The organism is Bacillus sp. ISL-18 (genome assembly GCF_018613415.1).
Taxonomy (GTDB): Bacteria; Bacillota; Bacilli; order Bacillales; family Cytobacillaceae; genus Neobacillus.
The window spans coordinates 803004-820927 of record NZ_JAGGQG010000010.1 but is presented as its reverse complement, the minus strand read 5'-3'; the positions used below and the strand labels follow the sequence as shown (position 1 = coordinate 820927).

14 protein-coding genes are annotated in these 17924 nt (G+C 40.3%); 9 read left to right on the top strand and 5 right to left on the bottom strand.

What is annotated here, in order from left to right; all coding sequences use genetic code 11:
• Window positions 1-14: 14 nt before the first annotated feature.
• From J7E81_RS17255 to murC, 3 genes are all read left to right on the top strand, one after another.
• Window positions 15-803, top strand: a complete 789-nt coding sequence (locus tag J7E81_RS17255; protein WP_215044423.1) for a DUF1444 domain-containing protein — start codon at window positions 15-17, stop codon at window positions 801-803.
• 157 nt (window positions 804-960) lie between these two features.
• The gene (locus J7E81_RS17250) at window positions 961-3453 is read left to right on the top strand and encodes a DNA translocase FtsK (RefSeq protein WP_215044169.1); all 2493 of its coding nucleotides are present in this window, start codon (window positions 961-963) and stop codon (window positions 3451-3453) included.
• 232 nt (window positions 3454-3685) lie between these two features.
• On the top strand, window positions 3686-4984 hold the full coding sequence (gene murC, locus J7E81_RS17245) for a UDP-N-acetylmuramate--L-alanine ligase (protein WP_215044167.1): 1299 nt from the start codon (window positions 3686-3688) through the stop codon (window positions 4982-4984).
• An 81-nt stretch (window positions 4985-5065) separates the two neighbouring features.
• Here the strand turns inward: murC and J7E81_RS17240 are convergent, their stop codons facing one another.
• The gene (locus tag J7E81_RS17240) at window positions 5066-6181 is read right to left on the bottom strand and encodes an aminopeptidase (protein WP_215044166.1); all 1116 of its coding nucleotides are present in this window, start codon (window positions 6179-6181) and stop codon (window positions 5066-5068) included.
• Between the two features lie 210 nt (window positions 6182-6391).
• Between J7E81_RS17240 and J7E81_RS17235 the strand changes: the two genes are divergently transcribed.
• From J7E81_RS17235 to ccpA, 5 genes are all read left to right on the top strand, one after another.
• Window positions 6392-6853: a DUF948 domain-containing protein gene (locus J7E81_RS17235; protein ID WP_215044164.1), complete on the top strand. Its 462-nt coding sequence runs from the start codon at window positions 6392-6394 to the stop codon at window positions 6851-6853.
• Between the two features lie 20 nt (window positions 6854-6873).
• On the top strand, window positions 6874-7350 hold the full coding sequence (locus tag J7E81_RS17230; RefSeq protein ID WP_215044162.1) for a YtxH domain-containing protein: 477 nt from the start codon (window positions 6874-6876) through the stop codon (window positions 7348-7350).
• 77 nt (window positions 7351-7427) lie between these two features.
• Window positions 7428-7757, top strand: a complete 330-nt coding sequence (gene ytxJ / locus J7E81_RS17225) for a bacillithiol system redox-active protein YtxJ (protein ID WP_215044160.1) — start codon at window positions 7428-7430, stop codon at window positions 7755-7757.
• 262 nt (window positions 7758-8019) lie between these two features.
• Window positions 8020-9096: a bifunctional 3-deoxy-7-phosphoheptulonate synthase/chorismate mutase gene (locus tag J7E81_RS17220; RefSeq protein ID WP_215044159.1), complete on the top strand. Its 1077-nt coding sequence runs from the start codon at window positions 8020-8022 to the stop codon at window positions 9094-9096.
• Window positions 9097-9343: 247 nt separating this feature from the next.
• Window positions 9344-10369, top strand: coding sequence for a catabolite control protein A (gene ccpA / locus J7E81_RS17215; protein ID WP_215044158.1), 1026 nt, complete (start codon window positions 9344-9346; stop codon window positions 10367-10369).
• 78 nt (window positions 10370-10447) lie between these two features.
• Here the strand turns inward: ccpA and J7E81_RS17210 are convergent, their stop codons facing one another.
• From J7E81_RS17210 to J7E81_RS17200, 3 genes are all read right to left on the bottom strand, one after another.
• Window positions 10448-11629 (bottom strand): acetoin utilization protein AcuC, encoded by a 1182-nt coding sequence (locus J7E81_RS17210; RefSeq protein ID WP_215044157.1) that lies wholly within the window; start codon window positions 11627-11629, stop codon window positions 10448-10450.
• On the bottom strand, window positions 11626-12273 hold the full coding sequence (locus tag J7E81_RS17205) for an acetoin utilization AcuB family protein (protein WP_215044155.1): 648 nt from the start codon (window positions 12271-12273) through the stop codon (window positions 11626-11628). Before J7E81_RS17205 ends, J7E81_RS17210 begins: the two co-directional genes overlap by 4 nt.
• 75 nt (window positions 12274-12348) lie before the next feature.
• The gene (locus J7E81_RS17200) at window positions 12349-12981 is read right to left on the bottom strand and encodes an N-acetyltransferase (RefSeq protein WP_215044153.1); all 633 of its coding nucleotides are present in this window, start codon (window positions 12979-12981) and stop codon (window positions 12349-12351) included.
• A 202-nt stretch (window positions 12982-13183) separates the two neighbouring features.
• Between J7E81_RS17200 and acsA the strand changes: the two genes are divergently transcribed.
• Complete coding sequence (gene acsA / locus J7E81_RS17195) at window positions 13184-14902, top strand: acetate--CoA ligase (RefSeq protein ID WP_215044151.1); 1719 nt, start codon at window positions 13184-13186, stop codon at window positions 14900-14902.
• Window positions 14903-15076: 174 nt separating this feature from the next.
• Here acsA and J7E81_RS17190 read toward each other — a convergent pair whose 3' ends face one another.
• On the bottom strand, window positions 15077-17869 hold the full coding sequence (locus tag J7E81_RS17190) for a transglycosylase domain-containing protein (RefSeq protein WP_215044149.1): 2793 nt from the start codon (window positions 17867-17869) through the stop codon (window positions 15077-15079).
• Window positions 17870-17924 lie beyond the last annotated feature (55 nt).

Here is a 17924-nt window from a genome sequence, read left to right as displayed (position 1 = left end):
GGTAAACAATGAAAATGGACAGTAGACTGATGCGCCAAACATTAGAGACACGTTTGGCAAAGGATGATAGACTGATTACTTATGACAGAGAAAAGGATCAGCTTCGAATCGAAAGTAAATCAACTGGGAAAGGGATTAGCATCGCCTTACCAGGGGTTATCGCCAAATGGCAAGTTGAAAAAGAAAAAGCCATCGATGAAATTGTTTATTATGTTGAAGAAGGTTTGCAAGCAATGGAGAACACCGTCGACCTGCACGATCAGTTTAAACAGATTTTTCCTGTGATTCGGTCGGCGTCATTTCCAGTCGAAGCAGAAGAGGGGGTACCATTTCTGACGGAAGAGCATACCGCAGAAACAAAAATTTATTATGCGATTGACATGGGAAATACTTATCGCTTGATTGATACACGCATGATGAAAAAAGAGGGATGGAGTGCCAACACGATCAAGGAGATGGCTCTATTTAATGTTAGGTCCCTTTCAACTTCCGTAAAAGAGGACCGAGTGGCCGGCAATATCTTCTATTTCCTTAACACCAATGATGGCTATGATGCCAGCCGAATCTTAAATAAGGGTTTCCTCAATGAAATGGAGAAACGGATTACAGGAACCATGGTGCTCGCTGTTCCGCATCAAGATGTGTTAATTATCGCGGACATCCGCAATGACAGGGGATATGATGTGATTGCCCAAATGGCCATGAGCTTTTTTGCAAGTGGAAGGGTGCCGATTACTGCCTTGTCTTTTTTATATGAAGATGGAGAACTAGAGCCAATTTTTATTCTAGGAAAAAATAAATGAGACCTTGAAAGGGATCACGTTATGTGGTCTTTTTTCATGGTACCTTTCCTATTGTATCCAATTCGAACATATTTCGACTCATTCTTAAGAATTGTGTCGATAAAATAAGAAAAACTGATAAAATAGAATGATAGATGAACAAGAAAGAGTGATAGTTTTGAGTTGGATCCAAAACTTTTTCCAAAAGTTAAGGAAAGAAGAGGAAGACGGGGACAAAATGACGGGGTATCTCCTCCATAAGGAAATAGGGGATCACGATTCCACCAGTCAATTGGATAGCTTAAAGGATTTAGATGCTAGAATAGCTTATCAATATCCAAAAGGAAGCAGTACCCCAAAAAAGATTATCAAATCAAATACTAGGCAGGTAACAAGCCGAACAAAGCGTGTGGTAGAATCACCTAAGAAAAGTAAGTTAGTAGAAAATACCAAAAGTACACATGAAATCTCAAAGGTACAGACGGTCATCAAAGAGCAAAAGGCACGCCCGCGCGGCCCGTTTCATCCCACCGAGATACCATCACCTGTTTTCGGGTTTAACAGACCGCAAAAGACAACGGCCATTGTTGAGCATGAATTAAGTCATTTTTTTAATGACCAACTTGATGACCAAGTGAGTAATGTTATTCGAACAAATGTGAATTTAAAAACAGGATCACTTGAAAATGAACCGAAAGAGATGGTCAATCAAAGTGATAAAAATCAACTGAGTCAAACTCAGGAGAAAATGAAAGAAAATTACCTTCCTGAAAAAGAGAAAGATGAACAAGGAGCTAATGAGCTTACATTTGAGAGCGATGACCACACAGAAGCTTACGAACCTGCCTATGAGGAAGATGTTTTAGCGGAAGCGGGTGAACATACTCATGAGGAGCAGGTTCAAGCGGAAGCTATTAAGCTTATATTTGGAGCGGATGTTCAATCCGGAATGGATGAAACAGTATACAAAGAAAATGTCCAGACAGAGACAAATGAACTTGCATTTGGGAAAGAGGCCGACAGCCCCGACCAAACGGAGGCGGCAGGTGAGGCAGTATCTGAAACACCAGCTCCTCCATCCGCACGGTCTCGTTTGCCTTTTAATGTCATGATGCTTAAGCAAGATAAACAAAAATGGGAAGAAAGAAACCGGAAAAGAGAGTTTGAACAAGAGAGGCTTCATCAGCAAGAGAAAATATCAGCAGAAGAAAGACCAGTCATCAAAATGCCATCAGTCCGTGAGGAAGTAGAGAATGATCGATTATATGTACTTCCAAGATCTAATTTGTTAAGTCCTCCTGTAACAGAAATACTCGATACAGACTGGATTGATGGGCAAAAGGATTTATTGAATGTAACCCTTAAGAACTTTAATGTAGGGGCTAGTGTTGTCAATGTCACCCAAGGGCCGTCCGTTACCCGCTTTGAAGTACAGCCTGAACCGGGGGTAAAAGTAAATAAAATCACTAATTTAAGTGATGATATTAAATTAAGTCTTGCAGCCCGTGATATTCGGATTGAGGCGCCAATCCCGGGAAAACATACGATTGGGATTGAAGTGCCGAACCAAAAGTCAAGACCTGTATTGATTAATGAAATCATTGGGAGCAGGGTTTTTAAAGAGTCTGGTTCGCCATTAACCGCAGTGCTTGGACTTGATATTGCCGGGAATCCAATTGTTACCGATTTAAAAAAAATGCCGCATGGACTCATTGCTGGGGCTACAGGATCGGGAAAGAGTGTATGTATTAACTCGATTTTGATTAGTCTGTTATATAAAGCAGATCCTCGGGATTTAAAGCTCCTGCTTATTGATCCAAAAATGGTAGAGCTTGCCCCATATAATCGGATTCCCCATCTTGTAAGTCCGGTTATTACGGATGTAAAGGCAGCAACCGCTGCTTTAAAATGGGCAGTTGATGAAATGGAGCGGCGCTATGAACTTTTTGCTCATACAGGCGTCCGTGATATCAATCGTTTTAACGAATTAGCTACTCAGCATAAACGTTACTCTGACAAATTGCCATTCATTGTGATTGTGATTGATGAGCTGGCAGATTTAATGATGATGTCGCCAGCTGATGTGGAAGAAGCCATTTGCCGAATCGCTCAAAAAGCAAGGGCTTGTGGAATCCATCTAATAGTGGCAACGCAAAGACCTTCGGTTGATGTCATTACAGGTTTAATTAAGGCGAATATCCCGACACGAATTGCCTTTTCGGTGTCATCTCAGGTAGATTCACGAACAATCATTGATATAAGTGGCGCTGAAAGACTCCTTGGCCGTGGAGATATGCTATTCTTAGAGAATGGCGCATCCAAACCAGTGCGTTTACAAGGTACATTTGTTTCGGACGAGGAAATAGATCTTGTCGTTGCTCACGTAAGAGAGCAGCAAGAGCCTGATTACTTATTTGAACAGGAAGAATTGTTAAAAAAGGCGCAGGTGATCGAAGAAGAGGATGAATTGTTTTATGATGCCTGTGAGTTTATCGTCAATCATGGCAATGCTTCAACTTCCAGCTTGCAGCGACGCTTCAAGATTGGCTATAACCGAGCCGCGAGATTAATGGATATGCTTGAACAAAACGGATATATCACAAGTGCAAATGGCAGCAAACCACGTGAAGTCTTAATTACGGAAGCTGAATTACAATCGATGCAAGACTAGTATTATGAGCTAATCTTTTGTATTCTTTATGGATGTGGACAGATATTAAATAGTATAATGAGTAGGGCGGATGTAAGGGAAGGGCAACAAATAGTTTTTATTACAGAATAGTGCTATAATATTGAATTGATTTCTTATAATAATAAAACAACGTGTGTTTACATACTGATTAGCAAATGCAGACAGATTTCATATACTGTTTACCAGTATTACGTTGGTTGGAGGTTCTTCTATGACTATTTACCATTTTGTAGGTATAAAGGGGTCAGGAATGAGTGCACTCGCACAAGTTCTTCATGATATGAAATTTCAGGTGCAGGGCTCCGATGTCGAAAAGCGCTTTTTTACACAACTGGCCCTTGAACAATCGGGGATTACGATTCTTCCCTTTCAAAAGGAAAACATAAAGCCAGGCATGACAATCATTGCGGGAAATGCCTTTCCCGATTCCCATGAGGAAATACAAGAGGCGATGAGACTTGGACTTCCTATCATACGGTACCATCGTTTTTTAGGCGATTTTATGCAAAACTTTACAAGCATTGCCATTACAGGTGCGCACGGAAAAACATCGACAACTGGATTACTTTCTCATGTCATCGCTGGGGCAAAACCAACATCATTTTTAATTGGTGATGGAACAGGAAAAGGCGAGGAAGGGGCAGAGTATTTTGTCTTTGAAGCATGTGAATACAGAAGACATTTCTTATCGTACTTCCCTGACTATGCGATCATGACAAACATTGATTTTGACCATCCGGATTATTTTGCCAATATTGATGACGTTTTTTCTGCCTTTCAAGAAATGGCTGTACAGGTTAAAAAAGGTATATTTGCTTATGGGGACGACGAACAGCTTCAAAAAATTCAGGCAAAGGTTCCCGTTCTTTTCTATGGCTTTGGTGAAGAAAATGACTATCAGGCCAAAAATATCGTAAAGACAACTGATGGAACCAGCTTTGATGTATTTATTCGCAATACCTTTTATGACAAATTTTCCATTCCTACGTTTGGTGATCATAGTGTACTCAATGCACTGGCTGTCATCGGGGTATGTCATTACGAGGAAATCGATGTGGAAATAGTAAAGGAACAATTACAGACGTTCCAAGGTGTAAAACGAAGATTCTCGGAAAAAAGAGTGGGAACACAAATTTTAATTGATGATTATGCCCATCATCCAACTGAAATAAGAGCAACGATTGACGCGGCTAAGCAGAAATATCCAGATAAGCAGATCATCGCTGTTTTCCAGCCGCATACCTTTTCACGCACGCAAGCTTTTTTAGAGGATTTTGCCGAGAGCTTACGGCAGGCAGATAAAACGTATCTGTGTGAAATTTTTGGATCGGCCAGAGAAAATCACGGCAAGCTATCAATTAAGGATTTACAAGAGAAAATTGAGGGTTCTGAAGTTCTTTCAGAAGAAAATACATCTGTTTTGAACAAGTATGAAAATAGTGTCATTATTTTCATGGGAGCTGGAGATATTCAAAAATTCCAAGAGTCCTATGAAAAACAGTTATCATAAGAAAAGCGTAAGCGCCTAGGCGCTTACGCTTGACAATAAGAAGGAAAAAAAGGATGCCCAGCATAATGGCATCCTTTTTGGTTATTTAAGCTTATCAGGGTTTAATACGTCTAATTCCGGCAAAACGAATAGGCCGTCTTTACGGATGAGGGCATCATCAAAATAGATTTCCCCGCCGCCATATTCTTTACGCTGGATGTTAACCATGTCCCAATGGATATTGGAATGGTTGCCATTGAAGGCATCATCATAGCACTGTCCCGGTGTAAAATGGAAGCTGCCGGCTATTTTTTCATCAAACAAGATATCCTGCATCGGCGTCAGGATAAATGGATTCACTCCGATGGCAAATTCCCCGACATAGCGGGCTCCCTCATCTGTATCAAAGATTTTATTAATACGGCTTGAATCATTGGATTCTGCTTCCACAATCTTCCCGTTTTTAAACGTTAATTTCACATTCTCAAACGTAAAGCCTTGATAGGGGGATGGAGTATTATAGGTGATAACTCCGTTAACGGAATCCCTCACTGGAGCCGTGTAAACTTCACCGTCAGGAATATTTAGTCTTCCCGCACATTTAATGGCCGGGATGTCTTTAATAGAAAAATGCAGGTCGGTTCCTGGGCCGGTAATGTGAACTTTATTGGACCGGTTCATTAATTCTACCAAGCTGTCCATTGCTTGATCCATTTTAGCATAATCAAGATTACATACATCGAAGTAAAAGTTCTCAAATCCTTCTGTACTCATTTTAGCTAATTGTGCCATAGAAGACGTTGGGTATCTAAGGACAACCCATTTAGTCTTAGGAACACGGATGTCCCGGTGAACCTTTTTGCCAATCGTATTGCCGTGTATCTTCATTTTATCATCCGGAACATCCGATTGTTCACTGATGTTATCTCCGGAACGAAGTCCTATGTATGCATCCATCTTACTCATGACATTTGCTTCAAACTCAGCCATCATATTAAATTGTTCAACCTGTGCCCCCATTAATAGCGAACGGTCCACTTGATGATCCTTTAACAGGACAAAGGGATATCCCCCTGCGGCATAGGCTTCTTTTACAAGTGCAGTCACTAGTTCCCGCTGCAGCCCAAAATTTTCAATCAGTACCTTCTCCCCTTTTTGAAGCTGGACAGAATAATTAATTAAATTTCTCGCAAGTTTTTCGATACGAGGATCCTTCACACAAACACCTCCAACAAGAATTCTTCTTCCCTTTCTATTGTACCCGAACAAGGGAAGAAAGTTGAAGTTTCAGCTTATATAGGGAAATTTTTTTAAACGAATTGCAGGAAAACAAGACAAATTTATGGAAGTAGTATAAGATAATTTCGAGGTTTATATCTAGATGGAATCGGTTATACATATGGATAGGATTTAAGGCGGAGGTGCATAATGCAAATTATTTTATATTTAAGCGCAGCATTGATAGCAATCGCATTTTTTGTGCTAGTTATCTATCTATCAAAGACACTAAAATCACTTCAAGTAACCCTCACAAGCGTTTCAAACACATTGAGTGGTTTAGAAAAACAATTGGATGGTGTCACAACAGAAACAACCTTACTCCTGCAAAAAACAAACGCATTAGCAGAAGACATTCAGCAAAAATCTGAAAGTCTAAACAGTGTGGTTGCGGCCGTAAAGGATGTAGGCACAACAGTGACCAGGTTTAATGGGACACTTCAGAATATTAGCCATTCAGTTGATCAGCAGGTAGAGGAAAGTAAAGAAAAAATCTCACAAATTGTTCAATGGGGGAATATTATTCTTGAATTAAAAGAAAAGTGGCAGTCTAGAAAGCAGTCTAAACAAGAAGTAAGTGTAAACGAGAGACAAAGGGTAAGGTTACATTAACAAAGTGAAGGAGGAAGAACATGACTAATCGAGAATATGAGTCAAGGGAAACGAATCAAAGCCGTAATGAGGGATCTTCTAGCACCTTCTTTTGGGGGGCAGTGATTGGAGGAGTTGTAGGAGCTGCCGCTGCTTTGCTTTTTGCTCCTAAATCCGGTAGAGAGCTTCGTACCACTCTAGGCAGCCAAGCTGATACAATTATGGATAAAACGGTGAGTTTAAAAGAAAATGTCGTAGCAAAAAGTAATGAACTTGCTTCCAAAACATCATCTTTCTCTCAAGGAATTGTCCTGCAATCCTCAGAACTTGTTAATAAAGTAAAAGGGAAAACATCACAAAAGGACCAAGATAGTACAGACTCCGAAGGAACCTATATTCCTATTCAAAATCCGAATGAATCTCCATCGGCAAAAAAATCAGATAGCAATGATATTAAGAAAAAATTAGAAGAAACACAGAAGGCTTTTGACGAAGAAGAAAGTAAAGTGAAACTTTAATATTTGTGATAAAAATGGTGAAGTGATAAAATTACTTCACCATTTATTTATTTTGGATACTTTGGAGGTAGATAGAAATGCTGAAAAAAGTTGATACAGTTGAACAATTTAATGATTTAATGAAAACTGAAGGTGAGTTCTATCTTTTGAAACATAGTTTAACCTGTCCAATTAGTCTTGCTGCTTATAAGGAATACGAAAAGTTTGCAGGCTCCAATCACGATATCCCTACTTACTTCTTAGCTGTTCAAGATTCACGTCCGTTATCAAACGAAATTGCTGAAAGATTTGAAATAAAGCATGAATCACCACAGGCGATTCTTTTTTCAGAAGGAAAGCCGCGCTGGAATGCTTCTCATTGGAAAATTACAAGCCGTTCTCTTACAGAAGCAGCGAATAATAAGTAAAATTTTAAATTTTAAGAAACTTTTACAGTGAATTTGCATATATTACTCTATTATAACTCCATTTACTTTAGCGCTTAAAAGCGTTTAATTGCTAAAGAAAAAATAGGTGACAAAAAATTATTTTTCAGCTATAATTGGTCTAATTATTCAAAAATTATAAAATTTTAACTTTAAGCTTGTAAATCATTATCTTTAGATAGAAAATTACCTGAAATTTACTTCGAAAAGAAAATGATCTGCAAAAGGAAGGACGGGACGAATAATGAGCAATAATGAATTGGATCAACTGAGGACACGTGTTGATGAATTAAATTTGGAGTTATTAAAAGTAATTAATGAAAGAGCTCAGCTCGTTCAAGAAATCGGACGAGTAAAAGGTAATCAGGGTGTTTACCGTTACGATCCAGTCCGTGAAAGAAAAATGCTTGAAGTGATTAAAGAACATAATGATGGCCCGTTTGAGGATTCAACGATTGATCATCTTTTTAAGGAAATTTTTAAAGCAGGGCTGGATTTACAGAAAGATGACCACGAAAAGGCATTACTAGTATCGAGAAAGAAAAAGCCTGAAGATACGATTGTTTCATTGAAGGGCCAAAATATCGGAGATGGTAAACAACATTTTGTATTTGGCCCTTGTTCCGTTGAGTCCTATGAGCAGGTAGCCACAGTGGCTAAGGCTATGAAAGAAAAAGGCTTAAAGCTTCTTCGAGGCGGTGCCTATAAACCAAGAACTTCTCCATATGATTTCCAAGGCCTGGGGGTAGAGGGTTTAAAAATCTTAAAACGTGTGGCTGATGAGTTCGATATGGCAGTCATTAGTGAAATTGTCAATCCGGCAGATATTGAAATGGCTTGTGATTACATTGATGTTATTCAAATTGGCGCCCGAAATATGCAGAACTTTGAGTTACTAAAAGCTGCTGGTGCAGTTAACAAACCGGTCTTGCTAAAGAGGGGGCTTGCTGCTACTATTGAAGAGTTTATCAATGCAGCTGAATACATTATGGCACAGGGGAATGGCCAAATCATTCTTTGTGAGCGTGGAATAAGGACGTATGAACGGGCAACAAGAAATACATTAGATATTTCCGCCGTTCCAATCCTGAAAAAGGAAACACATTTACCGGTCATGGTGGACGTTACCCACTCAACTGGAAGAAGAGATTTATTACTTCCATGTGCGAAAGCGGCTATTGCCATTGGGGCAGATGGAGTTATGGCTGAAGTTCATCCAGATCCAGCGGTAGCTCTTTCAGACGCTCAGCAGCAGATGGATCTTAAGCAATTTGATGAATTCTATAAGCAATTACTAGCATCAAATTTTGTTAATATTTAAAGAACCATAATAAAGAGGACCTTCTGCTGCGAGTGGCAGAAGGTTTTTTTGTATTTACGGACATTTTTAAAAAAATATTGACTTTTTCAATTGCGGCTTTAATCTAGTTGTCGTATCATTAAGTACATATGAAGATTGTTTATTATCTCACAAACAACCAAAGCGGATGGTCGTTATAAAGAGAAATTTAAACTAGACAAATAATCATGACTAGTTTTTTACAAACAGATGTAAAATAAAAAAAACAATGAACGTTTTAGGAGAGTGTATAAAAGTGAATATTACTATTTATGATGTGGCAAGGGAAGCGAATGTATCAATGGCAACTGTTTCCCGTGTGGTGAATGGAAACCCGAATGTTAAACCGGTTACCCGCAAAAAAGTATTAGAGGTTATTGACAGACTAGGTTATCGCCCTAATGCCGTTGCCAGGGGATTAGCTAGTAAGAAAACAACCACAGTTGGCGTTATTATTCCTGATATTTCGAGCATATTCTATGCAGAATTAGCTCGCGGGATTGAGGATATTGCTACAATGTATAAGTATAATATCATCTTAAGTAATTCTGACCAAAATAAAGATAAGGAATTACATTTATTGAATACGATGCTTGGTAAACAAGTAGACGGAATTGTCTTTATGGGAGGAAATATTACGGCAGATCATGTCGAGGAATTCGGCAAGTCTCCAGTTCCGATTGTCCTTGCAGGATCTATTGAAGAGTCTAATCAAATTCCATCAGTAAACATTGATTATGAAGCAGCTGTTTATGATTCTGTAAAGGAATTTATTGAAAAAGGCCATAAACATATCGCCTTTGTTGTGGGTCCGTTACATGAACCAAAAAATGCTCAGAAAAAATTAAAGGGATACCAAAGAGCGCTTCAAGACGAAGGTCTTCCGTATAATGAAGAATTGATTGTTGAAGGGGACTATACGTACGATTCAGGAATCGAAGCTTTTGAAAAATTGCTTGAAGCGGCAGACAGACCGACAGCGATTTTAGTAGGCTCTGATGAAATGGCACTAGGCGTTGTTCATGGGGCAGAGGACAAAGGCTTTCATATACCGGAAGATTTTGAGGTCATTACCTCAGACAATACCCGCTTGTCACTGATGGTGCGCCCGCAGCTGACCACCATTGTTCAGCCGTTATATGACATTGGTGCAGTTTCCATGCGTCTTCTAACCAAATTGATGAATAAAGATAAGACTAGTGATTCAATCGTTGTCTTACCGCACCGGATTGAACATCGCAATTCGACAAAATAAAACAAAAGGGTTGGCATCTAAAAATGCCAACCCTCTTGTTTTAAATAGACATTTATCGTTGTACATCTCATTACTTGATCAAGGCGCTTCCGCTTTTCTGATGTTTGCTTGGCTTCGAATTGGGAATAGTGCTTTTTCAAGTGTTAGTAGATTTTTTTCGGTAATTTCTGCTTTTCGTGGAATGGGAGTGTATATCCCTTCAGGATCATCCCACTCCATTGGCAAAGGAACAGGAGCTAGCTTTTGCCAATGTCCGATCCACTCATCCGGTAAACGGCCATAGCCTATCTTGTTTTCGGTCATCTCAAGCCAAATAAGTGCCCATGCCCTAGGTACGACACGCCAGATATCATATCCGCCCCCGCCGACAGCAATCCACTTACCATTACAATATTGATGTGCAATTTCATGGGCAAGTCGAGGTATCTCCCGATATATTTTCATTGTTGCAGATAAATGGGTCAAGGGGTCATAATAATGGGAGTCAGCGCCATTTTGGGTTAGAATAACATCTGGTTTAAAAAATGCTGCGACTTCTTTGATCGCTTCTGTGTAGACATGCAGCCATGATTCATCTTCGGTAAAGGCATCAACAGGTATATTAAAGGAATAACCGTACCCGAGACCTTGGCCTCGTTCATTAATGCTGCCTGTTCCAGGGAATAAATATCTTCCTGTTTCATGGATGGACAGGGTACAAACACCAGGGTCATCATAAAAGGACCATTGAACACCATCGCCATGATGGGCATCGGTATCGACATATAAAACCCGGGCATGATATTTTTCTTGTAAATATCTTATCGCAACAGAGCTATCATTATAGACACAGAATCCTGAGGCTTTGCCACGGAAGCCGTGATGTAATCCTCCGCCAAGGTGAAGGGCATGAAGAGCCTTTCCTGTCATTACTTGGTCCACTGCCGTTAACGTCCCACCAACCAATAAGGAACTTGCTTCATGCATATGGGGGAACACGGGTGTATCCTCTGTTCCAAGGCCGTAATTTTCAGCAATTTCCTTTGGAAGAGTTCCCTCTCCTGCCTGTTTTACAGCCTCTACGTAGCTAGGGTCATGGATTAGTGTTAATTCCCTTTCAGTTGCCATCTTGGGCGGAATAATCTGATCTGGCGCTAAAGCATTGATTTTATGTAAAAGGTTAGCGGTCAATTGAAGCCGGAATTGATTAAAAGGATGTTGGTCATTAAATTTATACTTAAGCAGTTCTTCTGAAAATATAAAGGAGCACTGATCTTTCATAGAGATGTCCCCGGGAGGTTGGGCCATAAAACTTGATGGCCCGCTTGTTTAAGATCTTGAATGAGTGCAGTCGGATTCATGGTTTGCACCCTAAGAACAAGGATTTTAAAGTGATCATCGTTTTTATCGGGATAGACGAGAACACTTAGGATATTCGCGTTCCTCTTTTTTACCAAAGCTGTTATATCACTAAGTACACCGGCAAGATTGGGAACCTTGATTTCGATCTGAGAACCAGGCTGGTGTGCTCCAGTTAATTCAACCATAGTCCGCAGTAAATCGGTTTCCGTTACAATCCCGATTAGCTTTCGGTCATTGATAATCGGAATACAGCTGATTTTATGTTCATAAAACATCCCAGCTGCCTCCTCTACAAAGTCAAGCGGGTGACCGGTGATTACCTTTTTCTCCATAATGGTTTCTAGTGGTTTCTTTAAGTCTTCGGGATGTTCATTTGCGTGAAAGATAGAGGGAGTTGCTTCTCGTATATTTGCTATGGTTATTAGTCCGTGTAAATGGTTGTCTTGATCCACAATCGGAATGTGACGAATTTTTCGTGTATCCATTAAATGTATGGCATCTGCAATCGTATTCGTTGGTAAAAGTACGGCAACATCTGTTTTCATGATTTCTTCGATAATCATATAAATCACCCTCAATCAAAAAAGATTAAGCTGTCTAGCTCCAGTTCTTGCGATGCTAAACGGTCACTTCCACTTTTAGTACATAAATCGATTCATAAACCTGAGCCGGTCAAACTTTTGGATGGAATCAGCTTCTATTCTTTTTCCGATCCTTGCCATCAGACAGTTAGCAGGGTGAGAGCAAATTTCAGGATCATCCGTGGCATACCACTCAAGGCCGCCGGCATTCATCATTTTCTCCATAATCTTTCGGTAGTCCCAAACATTTAATTTTGTACCTTTCAAATCCCAATGCCAGTAATACTCCGTTGTAATTGTAATATAATCTTCCATGGCATCATCCATCATGGAGACGATCAACAGATTTTTACCGACGGAGCAGCCCCTGAATTTTGGGATGACCTCAATCGCTCCCAATTCAATCAGATTATCCATCTTTCCTTCTGACCATCGCTCAAGCGGATCAGGATAAAGATAAGTTACATATCCAACGATGGTATGCAGGTCCCTGGCAATAATGATTCTTCCTTCAGGAAGATCGGCAATCCCAATCAATGCCTGATGCTGTTGTGCGGGCTGTCGAAATGCTACAAGGTCGTGGTGAAATTCATATCCGGCAAGTTTTTCAGATGAAATAGGACCCTCAATAATTAAATTCCCATGAGGAGTTTTTAATTGTTTGGCATTGTATGTTTTTGTGTGTTCCATACTGTCACCTACTCTACAGAGATGGTTGTGTATCAATTCTATTATACATAAAAACTATTAGAAAAAAGAAATTTCAAATAATTTTTATGTAAGGAAATAGGTGAATGACCATAAAATTCAAGAAAATAATATTTTTAAAATTGTGAATAATTCTTGTTTGTACTATAATTATCTCATACTAGCAAATGAGGGGGAGATTTAGGTGAAAGTGGAAGCGCTGCCAGTTGTCCAAGGCGAGTTTAATCTTGAAAATTATGAAGAAATGTACAAACGTTTTGACTGGAAGGAAACCGAAAAAGAATTTTCCTGGAGTGAAACAGGACTTGTAAATTTGGCTTATGAGGCGATTGACCGCCATGCGAAAACCTTCCGGAAGAATAAGGTAGCCCTATATTACCGTGATGGCGCTAGAGATGAAAAGTATACATTTAAGGAAATGAAGGATTTATCTAATAAGGCAGCAAATGTATTAAAATCATATGGTGATGTTGAAAAAGGCGATCGTGTCTTTATTTTCATGCCGCGCTCTCCGGAACTTTATTTTACAGTACTAGGTGCGATTAAGCTTGGCGCGATTGTCGGGCCATTATTTGAAGCATTTATGGAGGGAGCAGTCCGAGACAGGCTGCAGGACAGCGAAGCGAAAGTTTTAGTGACAACCCCAGATTTGTTAGATCGTGTCCCTGTTCAAGATTTACCGGCCTTAAAGCATATCTTTGTTGTGGGGAATAATGTTGAAGAGCAAGGAATAACGATTGACTTTATAGAGAAGTTTAAATCGGCTAGTAAAGAACTGAAGATTGAATGGGTGGATCGCAGAGATGGTCTGATCCTGCACTATACATCAGGCTCTACTGGAAAGCCTAAAGGAGTATTGCACGTACATAATGCCATGATTCAACATTACCAAACGGCAAAATGGGTTCTGGATTTAAAAGAGGATGACGTATACTGGTGTACCGCCGACCCTGGCTGGGTAACAGGTACATCTTATGGTATCTTTGGACCGTGGTTAACAGGAACTTCAAACGTAATCGTCGGGGGCCGTTTTAGCCCTGAATCCTGGTATCAAATGATAGAGGATTTTGGTGTTACGGTATGGTATAGTGCACCAACGGCCTTCCGGATGCTAATGGGAGCAGGAGATGAGCTTGTTAAGAAGTTCGATTTAAGCAGTCTGCGTCATATCTCAAGTGTTGGTGAACCATTAAATCCGGAAGTAGTAAAATGGGGTGGAAAGGTATTTAATAAACGTATCCATGATGGCTGGTGGATGACCGAGACAGGCGCACAGCTTATCTGTAATTATCCTTGTATGGAAATCAAGCCTGGTTCCATGGGAAAACCTATTCCAGGAGTGAAGGCGGCCATTGTCGATAATCAAGGAAACGAACTGCCTCCATATCGCATGGGAAATCTGGCTATTAAAAAGGGTTGGCCGTCGATGATGCATACGATTTGGAATAATCCGGAGAAGTATGAATCCTATTTCATGCCAGGTGATTGGTATGTTTCGGGAGACTCTGCCTACATGGATGAGGATGGTTATTTCTGGTTCCAAGGCAGGGTCGATGATGTGATCATGACGTCTGGGGAGCGGGTTGGTCCGTTCGAAGTAGAAAGTAAGCTTGTTGAGCATCCGGCTGTTGCAGAAGCAGGGGTTATTGGGAAACCAGATCCTGTCCGCGGTGAGATTATTAAGGCGTTCGTGGCTTTACGGGACGGTTTTGAAGCATCTGAAGAATTAAAAGAGGAAATTAGACAATTTGTAAAAAAAGGTCTTGCCGCTCACGCAGCGCCTAGGGAAATTGATTTCCGTGACAAATTGCCAAAAACTCGAAGTGGTAAAATTATGAGACGCGTCTTAAAGGCATGGGAGTTGAACCTGCCGACAGGGGACCTTTCAACCATGGAAGATTAATGAACGTTTCAAACACACGATTATTCTAAAAGAATGGTCGTGTGTTTTTATTTTTATATTTCCCGGTAGTATGAAAATCAGTGTGGGTGTTCACTCGTTCAACCGACTAATGACACAAAAAAAGAATGGCTGCGAAAGCCATTCTTTTCTTCATACTTATGTGCAACCTGATACTTATGGTGCAGTCGGATGATCATTCGAAGCCGGTGGTGTAGTCGGTGGTATCACCGGTAGAGGAGCAGAAGCTCCAACTTCAACTACATTAGATGATGCAGATTCATTGCCGGCAATATCAACTGCTTTAACGTGATAAGAGCCGTTTCCTGCCGTATAGGAAAGCTTTGAGCCGCTAGTTATACTTGCTACCTTGGTATTGCCTTGATATACTCGGTAACCGACGACATCATTATCACCTGACTTGGACCAAGATAAGGTATTTCCCGACACGGAAAGAGCTACTCCGTCCGGACTTTTTCCGTTATCGACCATTTTAGCGGTCGGTACAAGTATTTTCCCCCAACGGTCCCTTTTCGGGATCAATTGACTATAATTTTTAAAATTCCTTCCGACCATCCTTGTGATGAAGTCGGGATTCAGGACCAAACCAAACTGGGCAAACTCTTTTGGAGTGGAATCCAAGGCTAAATATTTTTTATCACCTACAGTAACAAATTTCCCTTCCACTAAACTATCATCCACTTTTGTTGGAACATTGTTCACATTGAAATAATCACTTTGGATTAAACCAGCCTTTGAACAGGCTGCAGATGGAAGTAAACCGGAAACTGCACAAAAGGAACGTTTTACGATCCCACTAGGCATTTGGAATGATTCCTTTGGATCCACTAAGTCTGGGTTGATATCGTATGCGGCATTTATTAATTCTGCCCACAGGTTATTCGTACGCTGACTATAACTCATTCCCGATGTTTGCAGGGATTTTGGTGTATCATATCCGGTCCAAATTCCAAAGGTTACATTCGGATTTGAAGCAACAAACCAAGAATCGATATACTGATTACCGGTTCCAGTTTTTCCGGCCCAATCTGTACTGAACTTCAATTTACTCTTAACTCCAGCGGCAGTCCCCATCTTGATAACATCCCGCATCATATCAAGTGTAAGATAGGCGGTTTGCGGCTTAAAGACATCTACAGGTTTTATATCATGCTGGTAGATGATTTTGCCATCTTTATCGACAATCTTATCGATCATATAGGCATCAATAAATTTCCCGCCATTTGCAAACGTACTAAATGCATTGGTATTTTCCTCAATCGTAACACCCGTTTCCATTGAACCAATCGCGGTTGCAAGATTGGTATAATCCGGCTTTTTCAGAGAGGTAAACCCCATTTTTTCGAGATATTTTGCGGGCTGCTGTGCAACGATATCTTTATACAATTTAACTGCAGGAACGTTATATGATTTTGCTAATGCATAACGAGCGGAAACGATCCCACTATACCTTAAATCATAGTTGCGCGGCCATGGAGTGCTTCGGCCATCAGCGAGACTTAGCGCTACATCTGGAAGCGGCATACCTGGTGAAGCTTTGCCTAACTCAATTGCCGGGCCATAAACGAGAAGTGGCTTCATCGTTGAACCATTCTGTCTAATGGCGCTAGTTGCATGATTAAGCTGCTGATTTCCGTAATTTCTTCCTGCAACAAAACTGATAATTTTCCCTGTCTTGTTTTCAATCAATTCGGCTCCCACTTCGACTGGCTCCATCACCGTTACTTCTTTGCCGGTTTCCGGATCCTTTTTCACCTGAGCCTTATCGGGTCCGTAGTATTTATAATGATCTTTTACCGTTTGCATCTTATCATAAATATTTTTGTCGATCGTTGTATAAATCTTGTAACCATTTTGATGGAGATCATGATTCGCTAATGTTTTATATTTATAATAAAGAGTATCATCATTTTTTAAATCCTTATCTGTGTACCCATCTTTTTTTGCCAGCACAGTGGTAAGGACATCGAGAGAACGTTTTTCAATTTCGAATGAAAGCCATGGGTATTTTTCAAGTGGATTTGGTACAGGCTTAATAAAATCCTTTGTGATGTCGTAGGCAGAGGCTTCAGCATATTGCTGCTGGTTTATGTATCCACCGTCAAACATTCTTTTTAAAACCGTTTTCATTCGAGCCAGCCCTGGTTCAAGATTATTCTTCACTGTGCCTTCTCTTGTAAAGGGAGTATATCCAAACGGACTTTGCGGGAGACCGGCAATAAAGGCGGCTTGCGGCAGTGTCAGCTCACTAGCGCTTTTTCCAAAGATTCCTTTAGCTGCAGCTTGGACACCGGCAATGTTTTGACCCGATGAGTTTCTTCCAAAGGTTGAAACATTGAGGTAGGCTTCTAAAATTTCTTTTTTGTTGAAGAATTTCTCTAAACGGAGGGCAAGTAAGATTTCATTGGCTTTCCTCTGAAAGGAGACTTCATTCGTTAGAATCTGATTTTTAATTAATTGCTGTGTTAACGTACTCCCACCTGATTGAACAGCGGAATTTGTTACCTCTTGAAAAAGAGCTCGAAATACGGCCTTCGGTACTACCCCTTTATGTTGATAAAAGTATTGGTCTTCCGTTGCCACCACTGCATTGGTTAAATCCTTTGAGACTTGATCAAGTTTAACCTCTTCCCGGACCAAATCGGTCCTGAGCCTGCCAAGGTAGACGTTATTAGCAAAATATAAGTCCGAGGTTTCGGTATAATTATAAATATCCTTTTTCATACTGTCGTAGGAGCGGACGGGTTCATCCTTTACTAGTGAGGCAAAGTAGCCTGCACCAACACCTGTCGCAAATGACCCGCCAAGAATGCCGACAGTTAGTACAAGGAGCATTAAGTTCCAAACGACTTGGTAGGTTATTCGTGCACTTTTTACCGTTTTTCTATGGGTAAACAAGTTTAATATGGATTTTCCTTTTTCCATCCAAGCTTGAATTTTTTCATTCATTCAGGGCATCACCTCAATATAAAATCACATCCATTATAGCATACAGAAGGACTAA